Consider the following 18,731-nt stretch of genomic DNA (forward strand, 5'->3'; position numbering starts at 1 on the left):
CGGGATGCAAGCCCTCCAATACACCCGCGCCCGGGAACTGCCCGACATCCTCGCCCAACGCATCGCCATCCTCGACGGCGCCATGGGCACCATGATCCAGCGCTTCAAGCTGGGCGAGGCGCAGTACCGGGGCGAGGGCTACACCGGCCCCGGCGGCGCGGGCGAGCGCTTCAAGGACTTTGCCTACGACGTCAAGGGCAACAACGAGCTCTTGAGCCTGACCCGGCCCGACGTGATCAGCGACATCCACGAGCGCTACCTGGCCGCGGGCGCCGACCTGATCGAGACCAACACCTTCGGTGCGACCACCATCGCGCAGGAGGACTACCACATGGCCGACCTGGCGCGCGAGATGAATCTCAAATCCGCCCAGCTGGCCCGCGCCGCCTGCGACAAGTACAGCACGCCGGACAAGCCGCGCTTCGTGGCCGGCGCCCTGGGCCCCACGCCCAAGACGGCCAGCATCAGCCCCGACGTGAACGACCCCGGCGCGCGCAACATCGACTTCGAGCAGCTGCGCGCCGCCTACTACGAGCAGACCCAGGCCCTGGTCGAGGGCGGCAGCGACGTGCTGCTGGTCGAGACCATCTTCGACACCCTGAACGCCAAGGCCGCGCTGTTCGCCATCGACGAGTACTTCGAGCACAGCGGCGAGCGCCTGCCCATCATCATCAGCGGCACGGTGACCGACGCCTCGGGCCGCATCCTCTCGGGCCAGACGGTCACGGCCTTCTGGAACAGCGTGCGCCACGCGCGCCCGCTGGCCATCGGCCTGAACTGCGCCCTGGGCGCGACGCTGATGCGCCCCTACATCCAGGAGCTCAACCGGGTCGCGGAAGACACCTTCATCAGCTGCTACCCCAACGCCGGCCTGCCCAACCCCATGAGCGACACCGGCTTCGACGAGACGCCCGAGGTCACGAGCCGGCTGGTGCACGAGTTCGCGGCCGAAGGCCTGGTGAACATCGTCGGCGGCTGCTGCGGCACCACGCCCGACCACATCGGCGCCATCGCGCGCGCCGTGGAAACCGTGCCCGCGCGCAAGATGTTCTACCCGGCCGAGGCCTGATCCCTGGGCCGGGAGGCCCATCTGTACGAAAATCGACCTTGGCTATGGCTTTTGCCATCGCCTAGCGCTATACATAACGTAGCAACTTTGGCCTGCAGCACCTGCTGCGGTCGTGATTCCTCCTGCCTGCCATGCTGATCGACGCCCCCACTTCGCAACCTGATGCCGCACAACCCGCCCCAGGCGCGGGCAGCGCAGACCGCGAGGCCCTCAAGCTCGAAAAGCGCCTGGTGCGCCAGGTCAGCCAGGCGATCGCCGACTTCGGGCTGATCGCCGATGGCGACAAGGTCATGGTCTGCGTGTCCGGCGGCAAGGACAGCTACGGCATGCTGGACGTGCTGCGCATGCTGCAGCAGCGCAACGGCAACCGCTTCGAGCTCATCGCCGTCAACCTCGACCAGAAGCAGCCGGGCTTTCCGGCCCAGGTGCTGCCCAACTACCTGGCGGGGCTGGGCGTGCCCTTCCACATCGAGACCCGCGACACCTACAGCGTGGTCAAGCAGCATGTGCCCGAGGGCAAGACCATGTGCAGCCTGTGCAGCCGCCTGCGCCGGGGCATCCTGTACCGCGTGGCCGACGAGCTGGGCTGCACCAAGATCGCGCTGGGCCACCACCGCGATGACATGCTGCAGACCTTCTTCCTCAACATGTTCTTCGGCGGCAAGCTCAAGGGCATGCCGCCCAAGGTGCAGAGCGACCGCGGCGACCACCTCGTCATACGTCCGCTGGCCTATGTGGCCGAGGACGACCTCACGCGCTGGGCGGCGCTGCGCAACTTCCCCATCATCCCCTGCACCCTGTGCGGCAGCCAGGAGAACCTGCAGCGCAAGCAGATCGGGCAGATGCTGCGCGACTGGCAGCAGCTGTACCCGGGCCGCATCGAGAACATGGCCGTGGCGCTGCGCAACCTGGTGCCTTCGCACTTCATGGACCCGCGCCAATTCGACTTCCAGGGCCTGGTGGCCAATGGCGTGGCCGATGCCGATGGCGACAAGGCCTTCGATGGCGAGGAATTCCCGCAGGCCATCGCCATGCCTTCCATGCTGCGCTGAACAAAACGAACCCCGATTGGATGGCCCCGATGAGCACCCTCAAAGCCCCCGAACTGCTGCTGCCCGCCGGCTCGCTCGACAAGATGCGCGCGGCCTACGACTTCGGCGCCGATGCCGTGTACGCCGGCCAGCCGCGCTACTCGCTGCGCGCGCGCAACAACGAGTTCCGCCTGGAGCAGATCCGCCAGGGCATCGAGGAGGCCCATGCGCGCGGCAAGAAGTTCTTCGTGACCAGCAACCTGATCGCGCACAACGACAAGATCCGCACCTACCTGCGCGACATCGAGCCCGTGATCGCGCTGAAGCCCGATGCCCTGATCATGGCCGACGCCGGCCTGATCATGATGGTCAAGGAAAAGTGGCCCGAGGTGCCCGTGCACCTTTCGGTGCAGGCCAACACCACCAACTGGGCGGCCGTGAAGTTCTGGCAGAAGATGGGCGTTGCGCGCATCATCCTCTCGCGCGAATTGAGCCTGGACGAGATCGAGAAGATCCGCCAGGAGTGCCCCGACATGGAACTCGAGGTGTTCGTGCACGGCGCGCTGTGCATCGCGTACTCGGGCCGCTGCCTGCTCAGCGGCTACTTCAACCACCGCGACCCGAACCAGGGCACCTGCACCAACGCCTGCCGCTGGAACTACGCCACGCACGACGCCGAGGTCGACCCCACCACGGGCGAAGCCATCGCCCAGAAGATGGAAGGCGACTTCAACTTCGAGGCCGCGCAGCAGAAGGCCGAACAGTCCTTCTCCACCACCGGCAACGGCGAGCGCCACCCCAAGGCCGACCAGGTCTACCTGATCGAGGAACTGGGCCGTCCCGGCCAGCTCATGCCCATCATGGAAGATGAGCACGGCACCTACATCATGAACAGCAAGGACCTGCGCGCCGTCGAGCACGTGGCGCGCCTGGCGCAGATCGGTGTGGACTCGCTCAAGATCGAGGGCCGCACCAAGAGCCTGTACTACGTGGCGCGCACCGCCCAGGTCTACCGCCGCGCCATCGACGATGCCGTGGCCGGCCGGCCGTTCAACCCCGAGCTGCTGCTGGAGCTCGAAGGCCTGTCCAACCGCGGCTACACCGGCGGCCTGCTCGAGCGCCGTCCCAGCAATGACTACCAGAACTACCTGAACGGCCACTCGGCCACCCAGCGCAGCCAGTTCGCGGGCGAGGTGCTGGGCGCCGAAGGCCAGGACACCGTGGGCCTGGCGGGCGACTGGGTGCAGGTGGAAACCAAGAACCATTTCGCCGTGGGCGACCTGCTGGAGGTGGTGCATCCCAGCGGCAATGTCCAGCTGCGGCTCGAGCGCATGCACGACGCGCACGGCCAGCCCGTGGCCGTGGCCCAGGGCAACCCGGTGCGCGTGTGGATCCCGCTGCCCGCGCGCTATGCCGGGGCGCTGCTGGCCCGGGTGGTGGAGCAGCCGGCGGCGGCCACCAGCCTCAAGCAGCAGGCGGCGCGGCTGCAGCAGGTGGTGGATGGCTTCCAGTTTGCTGCGCCCAACGCGGCCCTGCCTTCTCCGGGATAGGCCCGCCCACCGCTCCTACCAGGCTGGCAGGGGCCGGCGATTCGGTTCAGAATCGGGCCAGACCGCACGAACCCCTGCACGCACGCCTGGCATGTCCATCCCCGTGGATTCTTCCCGCAGCCCGCTGCCCCCTGTGGCGCAGGTGCTGGCCGAGGCCGCCTTGCAGCGGCAGAACATGCTGCTGGGCACTGGTCAGAAGGCGCCCGCGCCGCTGCCCGCCGATGGCGCCGGCCCCACCCTGCCGGGAGTGCCGCCGGGCGCGGTGCCGCCACCGCTTCCGATCGGGGCGCCTGTGCCGGCCGCCACGGAGCGCGTGAGCATTTCGCCCGAGGCCCGGCAAAGCCTGCAGGGCGCGGGCAATGCCCCGGGCGATGCGCGCACTGCGCGCGCCACGCACGGCCCTGCCGCATCCAGCACACCCGCCGCTGCAACGGCGAAGGACGCGCTGCCCGGCGTGCGGCCTTCATCCACCGCCGCCGCCACAGCGGTGCAGGCGGCTAGCGCCTGGCCCACCAGCGGTGTGAGCGCACCGGTGCGCAGCCTGGTGGCCGCGCTGGTGCAGCAGCTCACGGCCCCGCTGCAGCAGCCCCAGCGGGTGGCGGGCATCCAGCCCTGGTCGGCCGACCTGGTGCGGCAGGTGCAGGGGGAGAGCGGTGCAGGTCCGCAGGGAGCGGACCCCGCGCTGCCCCCGCTGCAGACCTGGCGCGTGGCCCAGGGTACGGTGCAGACGGCCGAGGGGCCGCGCGGCTTCGCGCTCACCCTGCGCGTGCCGGTGGCCTGGCTGGCCAGCCAGCCGCTGGGACAGGCCACCACGCTGCCGGCCGCCCCGCTGCAGGCGCCGTTCACCGGCAACCCGCAGGCCCTGCAGTCAGGCGTGTTCGCGCTGGTGCTCGAAGGGCCTGACACCGCAGCCCCGCGCACCAGTGCCTTGCTGGTGCTGGACATGGCGCCACAGCAGGGCGCTGCCGTGTATGGGCGCGAGCAGATGTTTGCGCGCATGGACCCCTGGACGCAGATGGCGGTGCTGCAGGCCAGCGGCCACCTGCCGGTCGAGGAGAAGCGTGAGCGCGACCGGCCGCTGTGCGAGGTGGCCGGCTGCCCCTATGCGGGGCGTTCGCCCTGCGCGCAGCCGTTCTGCCTGGCCCTGCGCTGGGTGGACCCGGTTGTCCCCTCCCAGGCAACAGGCTCCTAAGCCGCGAACCCGCTGTCGCGCACATCGCCCACGCTGCGGCGGATCTCGCCGTGGCGTGCGCGGGTGATCGGATACGCCAGCAGCAATGGAATCGCCAGCGCCAGGCACAGCGCCGGCAGCAGTCCGGTCGTGGTGCGGATGCCCTGCAGCGCCAGCTCCGACTGGGGCACGTTGGGGACGTAATGTGTGATGTCCAGCACGGCGGCCACGACCACGGTGGCCAGGGTGCGGGCGATCTTGTCCACCAGTCCGAACAGGCCGTAGTACATGCCAGTGGTGCGCTCGCCGGCCAGCATGTGGCCGTGGTCGATGGTGTCGGGCACCATGGCAAACGGCACGATCCAGTGCGCGCCCATGCCGATGCCGATCAGCGCCAGCACGGCGGCCAGCATTCCCTGCTGGCCCGGCTTGATCCAGTACAGCAGCACCAGGCCGGCGGCGCTGAACAGCAGCCCCAGCATGTAGGCCCGATTCTTCTCCCAGCGGTCCACCACGCGCTTCCAGACGAACAGCGATACGGCCACCACGCCGAGCAGGATGGCCATGAGCCGTGGCAGGTCGGCCTGCGTGCCCTTGAGCTGGTAGATGACGAAATAGGCCAGCGCACCCTGCACCAGCGTCAGGCCCAGGCGCACCAGGCCGGCCGCGCTCACCAGCAGCAGGAAGGGCCGGTTGCGCAGCGTGCCCAGCAGGGTGCGGCGCACCGAATCCCAGGCGGGTGCTGCATCGGCCGTCGCAGGCGCTTCGTCGGCCACGGGCTCGCGCACGCGCCAGGCCACCACGGCCACCGCGATGCCCGCGGCCAGGCCGAAGCAGGCGCCAGCCAGCGCATAGCCGGTGCGCGCATCGGGTGCGGCGCGCACCAGCACTGGCATCAGCACGCTGCCTGCGAAGAAGCCGATCAGCGCGCCCAGTGAGGCGAAGGCCGTGAGGCTGGTGCGCTCGTCGTAGTCGCGCGTGAGGTTGGCGGCCATGGCCTGGTAGGGCAGCTGCACCAGCGTCATCAGCGTATCGAACAGCGTGTAGGTGATGGCGATCCACAGGAAGGCCGCCACCGGCGAAAGGCCCGGCGGCACCATCCACACCGCGGCCGACACCACGGCCAGTGGCAGCGCGCCATAGATGAGGTACACGCGATGGCGGCCCCAGCGCGAGCGCGTGCGGTCGGTCACCCAGCCGAACAGCGGGTCGTTGATGGTGTCCCACACCTTGCCCACCAGCAGCGCGGCGCCGGCCACGGCGGGCGGCACCAGGGCCACGTCGGTGTAGAAGATCATGAGCAGAAAGCCCATGGCCGCGATCAGCATCTGCAGGCCCACGTTGCCCACGGCGTAGCCGAGCTTGGTGCCCAGCGTCAGCGTCGGGGGGGTGGCCTGGGTGGTAGCGGGCCGGCTCACAGCGCGTGCGCCGGTTCGGCCACGGGCTCTTCGGCGTCGAGCATGGCGCGCACTTCGCGGCGCAGCATCTTGTTGAGGAAGCTGCGCGGGATCTCGGCCACGATGCGCACGCGGTCGGGTTGCAGGTCCGCGCGCAGGTTCTCGGCCAGGTATTCGGTGATGTCGTGCTCCAGCGCACGCCAGCTGTGGTCGGCGCGCCAGCTCTGGCGCAGGCTGGCCACCAGCACGGCCTGCTCGCCATGCTGCACCAGGCAGCACTCCTTGACGGCGGGGTGCTGGTGCGTGACCTCCTCCACCTCGCGCGGGTTGACGAGCTGGCCGCCCTTGCGCACACGGTCCGCCGTGCGGCCCAGCACGTGCAGGTAGCCGGCCTTGTCGAAATAGCCCATGTCGCCCATCACCACCCAGCCGTCGCGCAGGGTTTCGGCGGTCTTCTCGGGGTCGTGCCAGTAGCGGTCGAAGCGCACCGGCGTCTGCACCGTGACCAGCCCCATCTGGCCCTGAGGCAGGGGCTCCCAGCCATCGCTGCGGATCACCACCTGCACGCCCGGCATCACCCGGCCCACGGAGGACAGGATGTCCAGGCTGACCGGCGCACCGCTCGCGTCCACATGCTCGTGCGGCAGCAGCCAGGTGATGGGCGGCAAGGCCTCCAGGCAGCCATAGCCCTGCTGGAAGATGGGGCCGAAGCGGCGGATCGCCTCGGCGATCTTGGGCGCGGGCATCATCTCCGAGCCATAGGGCACATGCGTGAGCGAGGACAGGCGGTAGCGCGGCAGCTCCGGGTCGTCCAGCAGGTCGATGATCGCCGATGGGGAGAGGAAGGCACGCGAGACCTTGTGGCGCTCGATCAGCCCGGCCAGCGTGGCCGGGCGGAAGTTCTCGGGCATCACCAGCACCGCGCCCGACAGCAGCGTGGGCAGCACCAGGCCCGAGCCCGGCCCGGTGAGCGGCAGGCCCAGCATGTTGATGTCCTGGCCGCTGGCCGGGGGCGTGAAATTGATGGACTGGGCGATGAAGCGCACGCTGTCCAGGTACTTGCGGTGGGTGTAGCCAATGGCCTTGGGCAGGCCGGTGGTGCCCGAGGTCATGTGCAGCGCGAACACCTCGTCCTCGTGCACCCGGGCCGTGCCGCGCGTGGGCGTGGCCTGGGCCAGTGCGTCCTCGTAGGGCTTGCCCAGGGCCAGGATGTGCAGGCCGGGCATGCGCTCGCGCACGGCGGCCAGGATGGGCTCGCTGAGCGCCGGGTCGTGGATGAAAACGGCGGGCTTCACGCGCAGCAGCGTCTCCAGCGCAGCCTGCGCCGACAGGTGCTTGTGGAAGCTCGCGAAGATGGTGCCGTTCTCGAACGTCGCCAGGCGTGTCTCGTACTGCTCGCCGGTCTCGGGCAGCCAGGTGAAGACGATGTCGCCCTGCTTCACGCCCTGAGCCTGCATCCAGCCGTGCAGGCGCAGCACGCGCTCGTGCAGTTGGCGGTAGGTGAGGGTGCCGCGCCGGTCGATGAGCGCGGGTTTCTTGCCATGCAGGCGGTAGGCCAGGCGGGCCACCGAGCGGGCGGTGCGCAGCCGGCTCAGCATGAAGCGCGCCATGGCACTGCGCAGGGAGGGAAGGGCCACCGTTGTCTCCTCAAGGGGCTGATGTGGCGGCCAGTCTCCCACGCACCCTGGGAAGCAAACGTCTCCATTTGTGTGGCGGCGTATCCGCCTGTTTCTGCTGCGGCCAAGCGGTTGCATCTGGTGGACAACAGGCATGAACACCCCCGTTCGGGCGTCGCCCGGGCGCAACAGTGCTCCCCGCCCAAGAAAAAACCGCCAGGGCCTGGTGGGCCGCTGGCGGTTGTTTTCGGCACAGCAGCAGCCGGGTCGGCCGCTGCGGTGTCAGGAGCCGTCAAAGGCTCAGGGGTACAAACCACGCATTTCGCGGGCATGCAGGATGCGCTGGCAGGCCACGATGAAGGTGGCAGTGCGCAGGCTGACCTTGTGCTCCTGGGCGATCTGCCAGACGCCCGCAAAGGCCTCCTGCATGATGCGCACCAGGCGGGCGTTGATCTCATCCTCGCTCCAGAAGAAGCTGGAGAAATCCTGCACCCATTCGAAGTAGCTCACCGTCACGCCGCCGGCGTTGGCGATCACGTCGGGCAGCACCAGCACGCCCTTGTCGTTGAGGATGTCGTCGGCCTCGGGGGTGGTAGGGCCGTTGGCGCCCTCGATCACCAGCTTGGCCTTGATCCTGCCTGCGTTGTCCTTGGTGATCTGGCCTTCCAGCGCGGCAGGGATCAGGATCTCGCAGTCCACGCCCCAGAACTCTTCGGGCTTCATGGTGTCGGCGCCGGCAAAGCCACCCACGCCGCCGCGGGTCTTCACATGGGCCAGCAGCGCCGGCACGTCCAGGCCCTTGCCGTTGAAGATGGTGCCGGTGTGGTCCTGCACGGCCACGACCTTGGCGCCTGCCTCGGCAAACAGCTTGCCGGCGATGCCTCCCACGTTGCCGAAGCCCTGCACGGCCACACGGGCACCGTCGAGGGCCAGGCCGGTCAGCTTGGCAGCCTCGACGCCCACGGTGAAGACGCCGCGGCCGGTGGCTTCCACGCGGCCCAGCGAGCCGCCCAGGTCCACGGGCTTGCCAGTCACCACGCCGGTGGCGGTGGAGCCCACGTTCATGGAGTAGGTGTCCATCATCCAGGCCATGATCTGGCCGTTGGTGTTGACGTCGGGTGCGGGGATGTCCTTGGAGGGGCCGATGATGATGCCGATCTCGCTGGTGTAGCGGCGCGTCAGGCGCTCCAGTTCACCGAGCGACAGCTTCTTGGGGTCCACGCGGATGCCGCCCTTGGCACCGCCGTAGGGAACGTTCACCGCGGCGTTCTTGATCGACATCCAGGCCGACAGGGCCATCACTTCCGACAGCGTCACGTCCTGGTGGAAGCGCACGCCGCCCTTGCCCGGGCCGCGCGAGGTGTTGTGCTGCACTCGGTAGCCCTCGAAGTGGGCGATGGTGCCGTTGTCCAGTTCGATCGGTACGTCCACGATCAGCGCGCGCTTGGGGCGCTTCAAGGTTTCCACCCAGCGGGCCAGGTGGCCCAGGTAAGGGGTCACACGGTCCACCTGCTGCAGGTAGATGCCCCAGGGGCCCAGGTTGTCGGCTTGCAGGTAGGAAGGCAGGGTGTGGACGGCGCCCGCTTGGGAGGCGGTGGCCGGAGCGCCGGAGGATGAAGACATGGTGATTTCCTTTTGGGATCAGTTCAAGCCGCGAAGCTTATGCCTGCCCCCGGCACCTGTCCAAGGCCATAGTGTTACAGGGTTATGCACCTGATGCATAACCTGCCGAAGCCCCTTCCGGCACCCCTCAGGCCTTTCCGCAAGGGGTTGCTCAGCCTGCAGAACTCACTCCACCTTGAAGCCGGCCAACTGCGGATCACCGGGCGGGTAGCGCAGCTCCAGGTTCTGCAGTACCTGGCGCAGCACCGTGGCGATCATCAGGTTGCGGTGCGTCTTGGAGTCGGCCGGCACGATGGTCCAGGGCGCCCAGGGGGTGTGCGTGGCGGCCAGCAGGGTGTCGTAGGCCCGGCGGTAGTCCTTCCACTGCTTGCGCACCTCGATGTCGCCCATGCTGAACTTCCAATGCTTGGCCGGGTCGTCCAGGCGCTCCTGCAGGCGCAGGCGCTGCTCTTCGGGGCTGATGTGCAGGAGGAACTTGAGCACGATGGTGCCCGTCTCGCTGAGCATGCGCTCGAAGTCGTTGATGTGGGCCAGGCGCTGTTGCTGCTGCTCGGGCGTGATCCAGCCATTGACCACCGGGACGAGCACGTCCTCATAGTGGCTGCGGTTGAACACCGTGATGTCGCCATCCTGCGGCACCTGCTGGTGGATGCGCCACAGGTAGTCGTGCGCGCGCTCGGTCTCGGTGGGCGCCTTCCAGCCCATGGTGCGAACGCCTAAAGCGCTCATGCGCCCGAACACGCCGCGGATGGTGCCGTCCTTGCCCGAGGTGTCGGTGCCCTGCAGCACCACCAGCAGCTTGTAGCGCCGGTCGGCGTAGAACAGGTTCTGCAGCTCGTCGAGTTCCAGGGCCAGGGCTTCCACTGCGGCCTTGTCCTGCGCCTTGCTGCCCTGCGAGAAGGGTTTGGCCGCAGGGTCCCAGTCGGCCAGCGAGCCTGCCTTGCCTTTCCTGGCGCCGGCCTTGGGTTGCCAGGCGGCCCAGCGTTCGGCAAGGGCTTTGGTGCTGCTCTGGAAGGGTTGGGTCATGGTGCTCATCTCCGGTTGCGTGCGTTGTTCATCCCATCGGTTGCCCGTGGGCCATGCGGTAGGCCAGGGGCGTCTGCCCCGTGGCCTGGGTAAAGGCGCGGTGCAGGCCGGCCTCGCTCGCAAAGCCCAGATCCTGGGCGATGCGCTTGAGCGGGTGGCGGGTCTGGCACAGCGCCTCGCTGGCCTGCCGCAGCTTGATGCGGCGCATCCAGTGTGCCGCAGACAGGCCCGTGCGGGAATGGACCCGCCGTGCCAGGGTGCGCGTGGACAGGTGCATGGCCGCCGCCAGGCTGGCCAGGGTGAGGCCCTGCGCGGGTTGGCGCTGCACCCACAGCAGGGCGCCGCGCAGCGCGGGGTCGTCCTGCGACATCAGGTCCACCCCTGCGAAGGCGGGATGGCTGGTGCGCGGGCGCGGCAGCATCAGCACCTCCTGCAGGTCCTGCACGGCGGCGGGGGACAGGCGCTGGGACAGGGCATGCAGCATCAGCGGCAGGTGGCCGTTGGCGCCGGCCGCCGTGGTGTACCGGCCCTGGGCCACCAGGGGCTCGTCGAAGCGCCAGGCCACCGCGGGGAATTCCTGCTCCAGCGCGGACTGCAGCCACCAGGTGGCTGTTGCGGGCTGCCCATCGAGCCGGCCGCTGGCGGCCAGCAGCAGCACGCCTGCGCAGTAGCTCCACAGCTGCGTGCTGCGGGGCAGACCGGCCAGGGCCCGCACCAGGGGCTGCAGGGGCTGCAGCTGCCCGCGCAGGCCGGCCGGGGAGGACAGCCACAGCCCCGGCACCAGCAGGGCATCGGCCTCGGTGCGGTCCAGCGACGCCGTGGGCAGCAGTGCCGGGCCCTGCCAGGTGGGCACGGGCTGGGCCGCAAGGCCGACCCATTGCACCTCGAACAGCGGCCGGCCGGTGCGCAGGTTGGCCGCGCGCGCCAGGTCGGCCACGGCGAACAGGCCGGCAGGCATGCAGCCTTCGTAGAGCAACAGCGCCAGGCGCAAGGGACGCATCGCAGGGGTTGGCATGGAATGCAAAGAAATTGTCTAAATCAGCCATTCTCGCCAAGGCCGTGGTTTCGAACAATGGGGCGTCTCAACCCCCTCCTTATGGCCGCCCCATGAAGATCACCCAGCTGCGCAATGCCACCATCGTCCTTGAATTTGCTGCCGGAGCAAGGCCCGTGGCCCTGCTCGTCGACCCCATGCTGGCGCCACAGGGGGCCCTGCCCACCCTGCGCTACCTGGGCGGGCAGCGGCGGCGCAACCCCCTGGTGGACCTGCCCGACGGCAGCGACGCCGTGTTGTCCCGCGTGACGCATGCCCTCATCACCCACTGCCAGCGCGGTCACTTCGACCACCTGGACCGCGCGGGCAAGCGCCTGCTGCGCGAGCGCGCCATCCCCGTGGCCTGCATGCCGCGCGATGCGGCCTACCTGGCGGCGCGCGGCATCGTGGTGCAGCCGCTGGCCGGGCCGGGGCGGCAGCCTTTTCTGGGCACCGGCCACATCACACCGGTGGCCTGCGTGCACGGCCATGGCTGGGTCGGGCGGCTCATGGAGCATGGGCACGGCTACCTCATCGAGATGCCGGGCGAGCCCAGCGTCTACATCGCGGGCGACACGGTGTTGACGCCCGAGGTGCGCGACTGCCTCACGCGGCTGCGGCCCGATGTGGCCGTGCTGCCCGCGGGCGGTGCGCGCTTCGACCTGGGCGGCGAGATCCTGATGGACGGGCGCGACGTGCTGGGCGCCTGCGGGCTGGCGCCGGGCACGGTGGTCGCCAACCACCTGGAGGCGCTGGACCACTGCCCCACCACGCGCGCCGGCCTGCGGGCCCTGGCTGCGGATGCAGGGCTGGGCGAGCGCCTGTGGGTGCCCGAGGACGGCGAATCGCGCGAATTCCTGCGCAGGGTTCCGGTTCAGGCCGGCGCGCTGGCGGAGCAGGTGTCCGCAGGTGGGTGACCGGCGCTGTGCGCGTCGTGCGACATCAGCTGCACGAAGCGGCGCGCGCCCAGGCCCAGCGGCCGCTCCTTGGACCAGACCACATCCACCCACAGGGCGGTACCGTTGCTCAGGTTCTCGAAGGGCATTTCGACCAGCGTGCCGGCATCGATGCGCGGTTGCACCAGCGCGCGCGGCTGCCATCCCCAGCCCAGGCTGGCCTCGATCAGGCCCAGCGCCGCCAGGTGGTTGTCGGTGCGCCAGTGATGGCGCGCAAAGACGAAGCGCCGGTCGATCTGCGCCAGGTCGCGGCTGGCCACCACGATCTGCCGCGTGCTCGTGAGGTGCTCCTCGCGCAACTGGGCTTGCGCCGCCGCCTCGCCCCGAGCCTGCGCTGCGGTGCGGGCCACCTGCAGCACCGGGTGGTCGGGCGCCATCACCGCGACCAGGGTTTCGCTGCCCACCTCCTGGAACCCCTCGCGCCCGTCGATGCTGGGGCGCTCGAACACCAGGGCCAGTTGGGCACGCCCGGTGTGCAGCAGCTCCAGCGCATCGACCTGGGGTGCGGCCAGCACCTCCACCTGCAAGAGCGGGTACTCGCGCGCCAGGGCCGCGATCGGCTCCGTCCAGCGCGAGGCCAGCAGCTCGGGTGCAATGGCCACCGTGAGCCGTTCCTCCAGCCCCTGGGTCAGCGCCAGCGCCTGGGCGTTGAGCTGCTGCAGCTGCCCGGCCAGCAGGCGGGCCTGGGGCTCTAGCGCGCGTGCCGCGGCCGTGGGCCGGGGCTCGCGCCCGCTGCGGTCGAACAGCGGCATGTCCAGTTCCGCCTCCAGGTGGGCAATCGCCATGCTCACGGCCGAGGGCACGCGCGACAGGCTGCGCGCAGCCGCAGAGAACGAGCCCTGGTCCAGCACGGACAGGAAGATCTGGATGTTGTCTGAAGAGAAAGCCACGTCCCAATCTATCAGAAAAACTGATACAAGCTAACTTTTTATATCAGCCATGGACATATAAAGTCTTGCCCATGGAATCGCAGAACACCACTACCCTTTTGGCAGCGCCGCAGGCTGCCGTCGGCCTGCAGGGCGTCAAGCGCCGGGTCGTCTATGTCACGCTGTACGAGCTCATTGCCATCTTCGCCGCCACGGCGGGGCTGGCTTTTCTCACGGGCCAGGGTGCCGCGCATGCCGGCGTGATCGCCGCCGTCGCCGCGCTGATCGCCGTGGCCTGGAACCTGGTGTTCAACTGGGCCTTCGAGCGCTGGGAATCGCGCCAGGAAGTGCGCGGACGCAGCACCAGGCGCCGGGTGGTGCATGCCATCAGCTTCGAGATGGGCCTGGTCGTCACCCTGGTGCCGATCTTCGCTTGGTGGTTCAGCATCAGCCTGTGGCAGGCGCTGGTGATGGACATCGGCATGATCGTCTTCTTCCTGTGCTACACCTTTGTCTTCAACTGGGTGTTCGACCAGGTGTTCGGCCTGCCCGCCAGTGCACAAGGGGCTGCGCAGGTCTGACGCTGCACGCAATGTGCGCTTTGTTACCTGGGGGATGCAGAGGCTGCTTAGACTGAAAACAGTCAATCAAGGAGCTTGCATGGATCAAAACCAGGATAAGAAACCATCGCCGCCTGCGGGTGGTGGCTTCTGGGTCAACCTTATTCGCGCCGAGATGATCGTGCAGGTGGTCGGCCTGGTCGTCATCGGGGTCGTGGCGGTCACCGCCATCATCGTGTTCGGCATGAAATAGGGCCTGCGTCTTTCTCAGGACCGCCCCGGTCGCACAAGCGCATCAGCCCTGCAGCAACTGCCCCGCGATGGCCGCCGCTGCGGTGCGCGTCTCCACCCCCAGCTTCTCGAAGATGTGCTCCAGGTGCTTGTTCACCGTGCGCGGGCTCATGCCCAGGATGTCGGCGATGTCGCGGTTGGTCTTGCCCTTGGTGAGCCACGAGAGCACCTCGGTCTCGCGCGGGGTCAGCGCCACCTGCTGAAGATGGCGTGGTGATGCGGCCTCGGGCCGCGCATGGCTGAGCAGCAGCATGGATTCGGCCAGGCCGCTGGCGCCCATGTGCCGGGCCAGCAGTTGGCGGCCGTCGGCCAGGGCCAGGGTCTGTTCGCCCTCGCGCTGCGCCTGCACCAGCCAGGCGGCGGCCAACTCCGCAGGGGCCTCGGCCTGGGCGAAGGCATCTTCCAGCCAGCGCGTGGCCTGGGGTGAGCGCCACGCGACGCGGCCCTGGCCGTCGAGCACCACCACCCCCAGCCCGGCCACGTCCACCGCCTCGCGCGCCAGGCGCGTGGCCTGGGCATTGCGCACATGGGTGGCAAGCCGCGCCAGCACCTCGGGGATGCGCAGCGGCTTGACCACGTAGTCCACGCCGCCGCTGGCAAAGCCCTGCAGGATCTGCGCCGTGTCGGACAAGCCGGTCATGAACACGATGGGCACGTGCGACCAGGGTGGCGTGGCCTTGAGTTGGCGGCACAGCGCGAAGCCGTCGATGCCGGGCATCACGGCATCGAGCAGCACCCCGTCGGGCACCACCATGTCGAAGCGCTGCAGCGCCTCTTCGGCGTCGCGGGCGGCCAGCACGGCGTAGCCTTCGGCCGCGAGCGCGTCGCAGAGCATGCGCAAGGTGTCCAGGGCGTCGTCCACCACCAGGATGACGCGCTGGCCGGGGGCCGGTGCGGCAGCGTGGGAAACAGCGGATGGGGCGTCTTCAATGGATGGCGTCATGGTCGGGTTCCCGAAGGTGCAGGGCCAGGGCCTCGAAATCGAAACGGTCCGCGCAGGCCTGCAGCAGGGCCAGCGCCTGGGCATGCTGGGGCGGCAGTTCGGTGCGCGCCCGGCGCAGCATTTCGCGCACGGCAGCGGCCTGGCCCTGGCGCGCCAGGCGGGTGAGGTCGTCGCGCAGCGCCTGCGGCAAAGTGGTGGGTGCGGCCGGGCTGGCACCTGCCAGTGCCGTGGCGGCCAGCGCAGGCTGTGGGGTGTTGTCATGCACCCATTCGAGGTGCAGCGCGGCCTGCAGCGCGCGCAGCAGCTCCGACTCGACCACCGGCTTGCCCACGAAGCCCTGCACCTGCACGGCGGCCAGGCGCCCGGGCTCGTGGTCGAACTGGTTGGCCGAGACGAAGACGATGGGCAACTGCTCGGCCGGGGCCAGCGTGCGCAGCAGCGCGGCGGTCTGCCAGCCGTCCAGGTCGTCCATGGAGATGTCGAGCAGCACCAGGTCGGGCGGGCCCTGGCGCACGATCTCCACGCACTCGCGCCCGCTGGCCGCCTCGCGCACGATGAAGCCCAGCGGCACCAGCAAGCCGGCCAGCAGTTGGCGCTGCAGCGGCTGGTCGTCCACCACCAGCAAGGTGCGGCGCGGGCCGATGTGCCCGATCACCGGGCGCAGCGCCGCCATGTGGGCCGGGCGCCACGCCGGGTCGGGCGAGATGCCGGGCAGGTACAGGCGCACGGTGAAGGTGCTGCCCCGGCCCGGCGTACTGGCCACCGTGAGCTCGCCGCCCATCAGCTGGGTCAGCAGGTGCGTGATGGTCAGGCCCAGGCCGGTGCCGGCTTCGCGCGCGCGCCGGCCGGCGCTGCCGCGCTCGAAGGGCAAGAAGATGCGCTCCAGGTCCTGCGGCTCGATACCGATGCCGGTGTCGATGACCTCGATGCGCGAGACATGCGGGCGAAAGTCCATGCGCAACCGCACCTCGCCGCGCTCGGTGAAGCGCACCGCGTTGGACAGCAGGTTGATCAGGATCTGGCGCAGCCGCTTGGCGTCCGCGCGTATCCAGCCGGGCATGCTGCCTTCGGTCTGCACCACGAAGCGCAAGCCCCGGGCCTCGGCCTGCGGGCGCAGCATGCCCTCCACGTTCTGCACCAGTTCGGGCAGGGGCAGGGGGGCCAGGTCCAGGCGCAGGCGACCGGCCTCGATGCGTGCCAGCTCCAGCGAGCCATCGATCAGCGCATGCATGTGCTGGCCGCTGTGCTGGATGGTGGAGAGGCTCTCGCGCAGCCAGCCCTCGGTCTGTGGGTTCTTGAGCAGGATCTGCGTGTACCCGAGGATGCTGTTGAGCGGCGAGCGCAGCTCGTGCGTCATGCCGGCCACGTAGCGTGTCTTGGCCAGGCTGGCGGCGTCGGCCTGGTCCTTGGCGGCCTGCAGCTCGGCATCGGTGCGCTTGTGTGCCTCGATCTCCTGCAGCAGCAGCTGCGTCTGGCGCTCCGACTCGTCCTGTGCCATGCGCCGGCTGTCGGTGCTTAGCACCACCCACCAGGCGCACACGGCGGCGAACAGCGCCAGCAGCGCGAACACCTTGAAAAAGGGCATGCGCAGAAACTGCGCCGGCGTCTCCAGGCTCTCCTGCACATACACCACGCCGAGCAGGAAGGCCAGCACCGCGCACAGCACCACGCTCACCATCAGGTACTGGCCCATGCGGAAGTTGACCTTGGCCGCCCAGTGGCGCGGCAGCAGCAGCGCGGCCACGGCGCGCAGCTGGTCGGTGGCGCGCGAGCCGGTCTTGCAGCGGTCGTGGCAGCGCGATTCGAGAGAGCAGCACAGCGAGCAAATCGCCGCGCCATAGGCCGGGCAGCGCGCCATGTCCTCGGACTCGAACTGGTTCTCGCAGACCGTGCAGCGCACGGCCTCGCCAGGCTGCCAGGTGGTGTCGGGCTGGCGCGCCAGGTAGTAGCGCCCCTTGGTGGCCCAGGCCAGCAGCGGGGCCAGTGCCATGGACAGCACCAGTGCAATGAAGGGCGAGAACGCCGCCGCCATCTCGCCGAACAGGCCTGCATAGGCGCAGCAGGCCACCGCCGCCGCCAGCACCATGGCACCCAGGCCCACGGGGTTGAAGTCGTACAGGTGGGCGCGCCGGAACTCGATGCCCGGTGGCGACAGGCCGAGCGGCTTGTTGATCACCAGGTCGGCCACCAGCGCCCCCACCCAGGCGATGGCCACGTTGCTGTAGACCGCGAGCACCTTCTCCAGCGCGCCGAACACCCCGAGCGTCATGAGCAGCGTGGCAATGCCCACGTTGAACACCAGCCACACCACGCGCCCCGGGTGGCTGCGCGTGATGCGCGCGAAGAAGTTGGACCAGGCGAGCGACCCCGCATACGCATTGGTCAGGTTGATCTTGATCTGCGAGACCACGACGAACAGCACAGTGACCGCCACGGCCAGGCCTGGCAGACCCAGCGCCTGCATGACCTGGTGGAAGCCGGCGAGGAACATCTGCGTGGGCTCGGCCGCGCGGCTGGCGCCGACCTCGAACTGCAGCGCCGCGAAGGCCAGGAAGGCGCCGCCCGCCATCTTGAGCATGCCCATCACGATCCAGCCCGGGCCGGCCACCAGTACCGCGCCCCACCAGCGCCAGCGGTTGGCGGCCGTGCGCTCGGGCAGAAAGCGCAGGAAGTCCACCTGCTCGCCGATCTGCACCACCAGCGAGAAGATCACCGTGCCGGCCGCGCCGAACATCAGGGCGTCGAACTGGCTGCTGCCGCTCTTGAGGCCCGACAGGCCTGCGAAGTCGCGGTACAGCTGCGGTTGCGTGAGCGCGATCCACACAAAGGGCAACAGCAGCAGGAACAGCCACAGCGGCTGCGTCCAGGCCTGCAGCTTGGAGATCAGCGTGATGCCGCGCATGGCCATGGGCAGGATCACCAGGGACGACAGCACATAGCACCACTGCAGCGGCCAGTCCACCACCATCTGCAGCGCCAGCGCCATGATGGCCGCCTCCAGCGCGAAGAAGATGAAGGTGAACACCGCGTAGATCAGCGAGGTGATGGTCGAGCCCAGGTAGCCGAAGCCCGCGCCGCGCGTGAGCAGGTCCATGTCGAGGCCGTAGCGTGCCGCGCAGTAGGCAATGGGCAGCCCTGTGAGAAAGATCAGCACCCCCACTGCGAGGATGGCCCACATGGCGCTGGAAAAGCCGTAGTTGAGCGCGATGGCGCCGCCAATGGCCTCCAGCGCCAGGAAGGACAGCGAGCCGAAGGCCGTGTTGGCCACGCGGAATTCGCTCCAGCGCCGAAAGCTCTTCGGGGTGTAGCGCAGCGCGTAGTCCTCCATGGTCTCGTCGGCCACCCAGGCGTTGTACTCGCGCCGGAAGCGAAAGATCGTCTGCGGTGCAGGCTGCGGGGCGCTGGACGGGGCGGCGGTGGAGGGCATGCGGGGGCCCCATGCAAGAAACGTTCTAGCCGTAAGCAAGCATGCGCAGTTCGCCTACGCACCAGCTACGTTAATTGACGTATGGGCGCGAACAAGGGTTCTCCCTAATCTTCAACCCAGCGCGGCACCCAACCCGCCGGCGCCGCACACCACCCCAACCCGTCTGTAG

15 protein-coding genes are annotated in these 18,731 nt (G+C 69.1%); 7 read left to right on the forward strand and 8 right to left on the reverse strand.

The genetic code is table 11. The features are described from left to right. Positions 1-4: 4 nt before the first annotated feature. The 4 genes from AC07X5_RS02695 to AC07X5_RS02710 all read left to right on the forward strand — a co-directional run bounded on the left by AC07X5_RS02695 (position 5) and on the right by AC07X5_RS02710 (position 4,842). On the forward strand, positions 5-1,069 hold the full coding sequence (locus tag AC07X5_RS02695; RefSeq protein ID WP_409961701.1) for a homocysteine S-methyltransferase family protein: 1,065 nt from the start codon (positions 5-7) through the stop codon (positions 1,067-1,069). A gap of 131 nt (positions 1,070-1,200) precedes the next feature. After that, positions 1,201-2,121, forward strand: coding sequence for a tRNA 2-thiocytidine(32) synthetase TtcA (ttcA, locus tag AC07X5_RS02700; protein ID WP_494768958.1), 921 nt, complete (start codon positions 1,201-1,203; stop codon positions 2,119-2,121). Positions 2,122-2,150: 29 nt separating this feature from the next. Continuing rightward, a complete protein-coding gene (gene trhP / locus AC07X5_RS02705) occupies positions 2,151-3,650 on the forward strand; it encodes a prephenate-dependent tRNA uridine(34) hydroxylase TrhP (protein ID WP_494768959.1) in 1,500 nt (499 codons plus the stop codon). Positions 3,651-3,753: 103 nt separating this feature from the next. Next, on the forward strand, positions 3,754-4,842 hold the full coding sequence (locus AC07X5_RS02710; RefSeq protein ID WP_494768960.1) for a hypothetical protein: 1,089 nt from the start codon (positions 3,754-3,756) through the stop codon (positions 4,840-4,842). Here AC07X5_RS02710 and AC07X5_RS02715 read toward each other — a convergent pair. The 5 genes from AC07X5_RS02715 to AC07X5_RS02735 form a co-directional block, all read right to left on the reverse strand. Further along, positions 4,839-6,239 carry an MFS transporter gene (locus AC07X5_RS02715; RefSeq protein WP_494768961.1) on the reverse strand — a complete coding sequence of 467 codons (1,401 nt, stop codon included), beginning with the start codon at positions 6,237-6,239 and terminating at the stop codon, positions 4,839-4,841. The two genes, AC07X5_RS02710 and AC07X5_RS02715, sit on opposite strands and share 4 nt — an antisense overlap. Further along, on the reverse strand, positions 6,236-7,855 hold the full coding sequence (locus AC07X5_RS02720) for a class I adenylate-forming enzyme family protein (RefSeq protein ID WP_494768962.1): 1,620 nt from the start codon (positions 7,853-7,855) through the stop codon (positions 6,236-6,238). The genes AC07X5_RS02715 and AC07X5_RS02720 overlap by 4 nt, the downstream gene beginning before the upstream one ends. A 279-nt stretch (positions 7,856-8,134) precedes the next feature. Next, positions 8,135-9,457 carry a Glu/Leu/Phe/Val family dehydrogenase gene (locus tag AC07X5_RS02725; RefSeq protein ID WP_409961707.1) on the reverse strand — a complete coding sequence of 441 codons (1,323 nt, stop codon included), beginning with the start codon at positions 9,455-9,457 and terminating at the stop codon, positions 8,135-8,137. A 165-nt stretch (positions 9,458-9,622) separates the two neighbouring features. Next, positions 9,623-10,483 carry a PPK2 family polyphosphate kinase gene (locus AC07X5_RS02730; RefSeq protein ID WP_494768963.1) on the reverse strand — a complete coding sequence of 287 codons (861 nt, stop codon included), beginning with the start codon at positions 10,481-10,483 and terminating at the stop codon, positions 9,623-9,625. 28 nt (positions 10,484-10,511) lie between these two features. Further along, on the reverse strand, positions 10,512-11,498 hold the full coding sequence (locus tag AC07X5_RS02735; protein ID WP_494768964.1) for a GlxA family transcriptional regulator: 987 nt from the start codon (positions 11,496-11,498) through the stop codon (positions 10,512-10,514). Between the two features lie 92 nt (positions 11,499-11,590). Here AC07X5_RS02735 and AC07X5_RS02740 point away from each other — a divergent pair, with 92 nt between their 5' ends. Then, positions 11,591-12,433 carry an MBL fold metallo-hydrolase gene (locus tag AC07X5_RS02740; RefSeq protein ID WP_409961710.1) on the forward strand — a complete coding sequence of 281 codons (843 nt, stop codon included), beginning with the start codon at positions 11,591-11,593 and terminating at the stop codon, positions 12,431-12,433. Here AC07X5_RS02740 and AC07X5_RS02745 read toward each other — a convergent pair. After that, positions 12,391-13,362: a LysR family transcriptional regulator gene (locus AC07X5_RS02745; protein WP_494768965.1), complete on the reverse strand. Its 972-nt coding sequence runs from the start codon at positions 13,360-13,362 to the stop codon at positions 12,391-12,393. The two genes, AC07X5_RS02740 and AC07X5_RS02745, sit on opposite strands and share 43 nt — an antisense overlap. A 71-nt stretch (positions 13,363-13,433) precedes the next feature. Here AC07X5_RS02745 and AC07X5_RS02750 point away from each other — a divergent pair, with 71 nt between their 5' ends. Both AC07X5_RS02750 and AC07X5_RS02755 read left to right on the forward strand, forming a co-directional pair. Continuing rightward, entirely contained in the window at positions 13,434-13,922 is a 489-nt protein-coding gene (locus AC07X5_RS02750) for a PACE efflux transporter (RefSeq protein ID WP_494768966.1), read from the forward strand. 79 nt (positions 13,923-14,001) lie between these two features. Further along, positions 14,002-14,154 carry a hypothetical protein gene (locus tag AC07X5_RS02755; protein WP_409961713.1) on the forward strand — a complete coding sequence of 51 codons (153 nt, stop codon included), beginning with the start codon at positions 14,002-14,004 and terminating at the stop codon, positions 14,152-14,154. A 42-nt stretch (positions 14,155-14,196) separates the two neighbouring features. On the opposite strand, the gene AC07X5_RS02760 is transcribed toward AC07X5_RS02755, so the two are convergent. Both AC07X5_RS02760 and AC07X5_RS02765 read right to left on the reverse strand, forming a co-directional pair. Continuing rightward, on the reverse strand, positions 14,197-15,135 hold the full coding sequence (locus AC07X5_RS02760) for a response regulator (RefSeq protein WP_494768967.1): 939 nt from the start codon (positions 15,133-15,135) through the stop codon (positions 14,197-14,199). After that, on the reverse strand, positions 15,119-18,562 hold the full coding sequence (locus tag AC07X5_RS02765; RefSeq protein ID WP_494768968.1) for a hybrid sensor histidine kinase/response regulator: 3,444 nt from the start codon (positions 18,560-18,562) through the stop codon (positions 15,119-15,121). The genes AC07X5_RS02760 and AC07X5_RS02765 overlap by 17 nt, the downstream gene beginning before the upstream one ends. Positions 18,563-18,731: the final 169 nt, after the last annotated feature.

This window comes from Acidovorax sp. GW458-11-26-14-TSB4, from assembly GCF_059423865.1.

Excerpts from the sequence above, each read along its gene's own strand:
- AC07X5_RS02695 (WP_409961701.1), top strand. The coding sequence starts at position 5 with ATGCAAGCCCTCCAATACACCCGCGCCCGGGAACTGCCCGACATCCTC.
- ttcA (WP_494768958.1), top strand. The coding sequence starts at position 1,201 with ATGCTGATCGACGCCCCCACTTCGCAACCTGATGCCGCACAACCCGCC.
- trhP (WP_494768959.1), top strand. The coding sequence starts at position 2,151 with ATGAGCACCCTCAAAGCCCCCGAACTGCTGCTGCCCGCCGGCTCGCTC.
- AC07X5_RS02725 (WP_409961707.1), bottom strand. The coding sequence starts at position 9,457 with ATGTCTTCATCCTCCGGCGCTCCGGCCACCGCCTCCCAAGCGGGCGCC.
- AC07X5_RS02730 (WP_494768963.1), bottom strand. The coding sequence starts at position 10,483 with ATGACCCAACCCTTCCAGAGCAGCACCAAAGCCCTTGCCGAACGCTGG.
- AC07X5_RS02735 (WP_494768964.1), bottom strand. The coding sequence starts at position 11,498 with ATGCCAACCCCTGCGATGCGTCCCTTGCGCCTGGCGCTGTTGCTCTAC.
- AC07X5_RS02740 (WP_409961710.1), top strand. The coding sequence starts at position 11,591 with ATGAAGATCACCCAGCTGCGCAATGCCACCATCGTCCTTGAATTTGCT.
- AC07X5_RS02750 (WP_494768966.1), top strand. The coding sequence starts at position 13,434 with ATGGAATCGCAGAACACCACTACCCTTTTGGCAGCGCCGCAGGCTGCC.
- AC07X5_RS02755 (WP_409961713.1), top strand. The coding sequence starts at position 14,002 with ATGGATCAAAACCAGGATAAGAAACCATCGCCGCCTGCGGGTGGTGGC.
- AC07X5_RS02760 (WP_494768967.1), bottom strand. The coding sequence starts at position 15,135 with ATGACGCCATCCATTGAAGACGCCCCATCCGCTGTTTCCCACGCTGCC.
- AC07X5_RS02765 (WP_494768968.1), bottom strand. The coding sequence starts at position 18,562 with ATGCCCTCCACCGCCGCCCCGTCCAGCGCCCCGCAGCCTGCACCGCAG.